We start from the raw sequence: 2,730 nt of genomic DNA on the forward strand, positions 1-2,730 counted from the left end.
TTCTCCCTATTATTGTTGCTGTGTTGCTCTTTATTCTCGGTGTTTCTGTTTTAAATGTGCAGCTCTGGTATTCGGCGAGAGCAGACAGTCTTTCGGGGGCTCGGTATGTTGCGAGTGATATTGATGTCATTCTTGATGAGGCTACTCACGCGACGTCAACGGCCAGTGATATCACGAGAAAGGGTTGCGATCAGGAAGGGCAGTACCGGTTAGGGACGGAAGCCGCGCTACAGCCTCATCTTCGAACCATTTTAATCTACCGCGAAGGCAAAATATGGTGCTCCTCGCTGCCGGGTAATCGCATGCTACTTTCTTATCTTTCTGAAATACCGGATACAACGCTGCAACTCGCGCCAGCAAATAACGCGGTTAACAGACGACCGGTTTTGTTATATCAGAATCAACTTGCCGGGAGCCGAATTGTCATCACCATCAGCGATCAGCATATTCGTGATTCACTGCGTACGCCGCTGAAAGAGGCGAATTATTCATTAATGGTAGGGAAGGCGATCCTGGGGCTGTCCGGTGATGTGGTGACCATTAACAATACAGGCCAGGAGTTCGGACAGGTAGGATCCAAACGTTACCCCTTCACAATACGTTATAATTTACCGCCCGTGTTTAGCCAGCAAAGACTCATCAGTCAGGGGATGGGGATGCTGATCTTCATTTTTCTCATGTCTTGTTTTGCCGCGTATGCCCTGATTAAGTATTTAAATAAAAGCACCACGCCGGAAGAAGCGCTGCGCAGAGCAATTCTCAAGGGAGAAATCGTGCCTTTTTATCAGCCCGTGGTGAATGGCCGGGAAGGGACGTTACGGGGCGTTGAAGTGCTGGCAAGGTGGAAACATCCGAAAGCCGGATATATTTCCCCGGCGTCATTTATTCCGCTAGCGGAAAAGTCAGGTTTGATTATTCCTCTGACGCAATGTTTGATGGAACAAGTGGTTACCCATATGAATGCTATCGCCACGAAGTTGCCAGAAGGTTTTCATGTCGGTATTAACTTCAGCGCCTCTCATATTACCGCTCCGACCTTTGTCGACGAGTGTCTGAACTTTAAGGCGCGGTTCAGCCGAAAAGATTTGAATCTGGTACTTGAAGTGACCGAGCGTGAACCTTTGCATGTCGATGAGCACCTGGTTCAGACGCTGAATGTTTTGCATGAGAATGGTTTTGTCATCGCTCTGGATGATTTTGGCACCGGTTATTCCGGACTTTCTTACCTACACGATCTACACATTGATTATATTAAGATTGATCAAAGCTTTGTGGCGCGAGTCAGCATGGAAGAAGATTCCACCCGGATTCTGGACTGTGTACTGGATCTGGCACGAAAACTGTCGCTAAGTATCGTCGCGGAAGGCGTGGAAACAAAGGCGCAGGTTGACTACCTGAACCGCAATGATATTACCTTCCAGCAGGGGTATTATTTCTTTAAACCGGTCAACTTCACCGAACTGATAAAAATTATCTTGTCGAAGCCTAAAGTCAAAGTGGTTGTTGAATAAGTGGATTATTTTTTGTGTAAACGTTGCGTGTTTATATTATCCACTTCCAGCATGCCTTTTTGCGGGTCAATAAAATAGCATTTTGTCTTTGACGAATAGGCCAGTGATGCCGTCTCGCATTGCGCCAGATCGCTAAACGCGCCAATCACTTCACTTTTTGTTGTATTATTGGAAAGGGCGAAAATCAGTGCCAGAACGTACATATTCATTCCTTGAATAAATGGCTCATGGAGAGCCTGTTTTTTATTGACAGGAAGATACTACGTAGGACATGGCGCAAAACAAGTTGAACATGCCTGCAAGTCTGAATCTGGACCAGATCTCGTTTTTTATAAACCAAAGAATTGGCGTGGCTTGTCTGGTGTTCAGGAGGACTCTAGCATATCTCAATGGTATTAAAGAAAGGCTAAACGCCAGACTATGAATCACCCGCAGAACGGTTCAATAAGTGTGTTGCGTCCATCAGTTGAACTCACAGCTCACAGCAGACGCTCACATCAGCTATGGCTAAAAAGACGTATGAGGGGAAGGTGACAGGCTGCGGTGAAAGAAAAGCGGGCTGTTGTTTGCGGCCGCATTGAGAGTGGCGAATGAGGCCAGAAATAAAAAAGCCCGCTGAAGCGGGCTTTCATATCACTCTGGAGCCGCGGCTCCTTTGCGTATCCTTTTTGTCCCCTCACCGTCTGGTCGGTGTCCTGCTGAGACTGCTAACTTCCTATTTTTGTTAGTGCTGTCTTGGCACTGTCCAATCAGAGCTGGCGGAGTCTGAATTGGTGATGTAACGTATTGTTTTGAAATAAATAAATTATAATTCAACTTTTTGTTTGGGCCTATCGTTGGGCCTAAAACTAGTGGTGGCTAAATTTCAATCAATAATGATGAGCTAATTACCTTTCCAAGGTTAATATACCGAAATTGCTGCGTGGAATAGTTGATCACTTTGAGGGAAATCAGCCAAGATTGTGCGATCTGAGCAATCGCCAACTATCCCAAACCACCAACTGGACTGAGCAATGTCGATCATAGCACCTATTTCCCGCAACGAACGACACCTGATGCAGAAAACGATTCATAAAACCCGTGACAAAAACCATACCCGCAGACTGACCGCCATATTGATGCTGCACCGGAGCGGGAATGTCTGCCATGTCGCCCGCTCTGCAGCACCCTTTCGTCAGTTGGTCGTTGGATTAACTGGTTTACCCTTTATGGCATTGAC

Annotated in this window: 2 protein-coding genes and 1 pseudogene; 2 read left to right on the top strand and 1 reads right to left on the bottom strand. The window is 46.5% G+C overall.

Annotation, left to right across the window (positions count from 1 at the left end; translation table 11 throughout):
- On the top strand, positions 1 to 1,511 hold a 1,511-nt coding region (locus AB7E14_RS22525; protein ID WP_428169992.1), incomplete at its 5' end, for an EAL domain-containing protein.
- Positions 1,512 to 1,516: 5 nt separating this feature from the next.
- On the opposite strand, the gene AB7E14_RS22530 is transcribed toward AB7E14_RS22525, so the two are convergent.
- Positions 1,517 to 1,714, bottom strand: a complete 198-nt coding sequence (locus tag AB7E14_RS22530; protein ID WP_044329145.1) for a hypothetical protein — start codon at positions 1,712 to 1,714, stop codon at positions 1,517 to 1,519.
- An 810-nt stretch (positions 1,715 to 2,524) separates the two neighbouring features.
- Here AB7E14_RS22530 and AB7E14_RS22535 point away from each other — a divergent pair.
- Positions 2,525 to 2,730, top strand: a pseudogene (locus AB7E14_RS22535) (IS630 family transposase); the annotation flags it as partial.

It is taken from the genome of Citrobacter sp., from assembly GCF_050252275.1.
GTDB classification, from domain to species: domain Bacteria; phylum Pseudomonadota; class Gammaproteobacteria; order Enterobacterales; family Enterobacteriaceae; genus Citrobacter_A; species Citrobacter_A amalonaticus.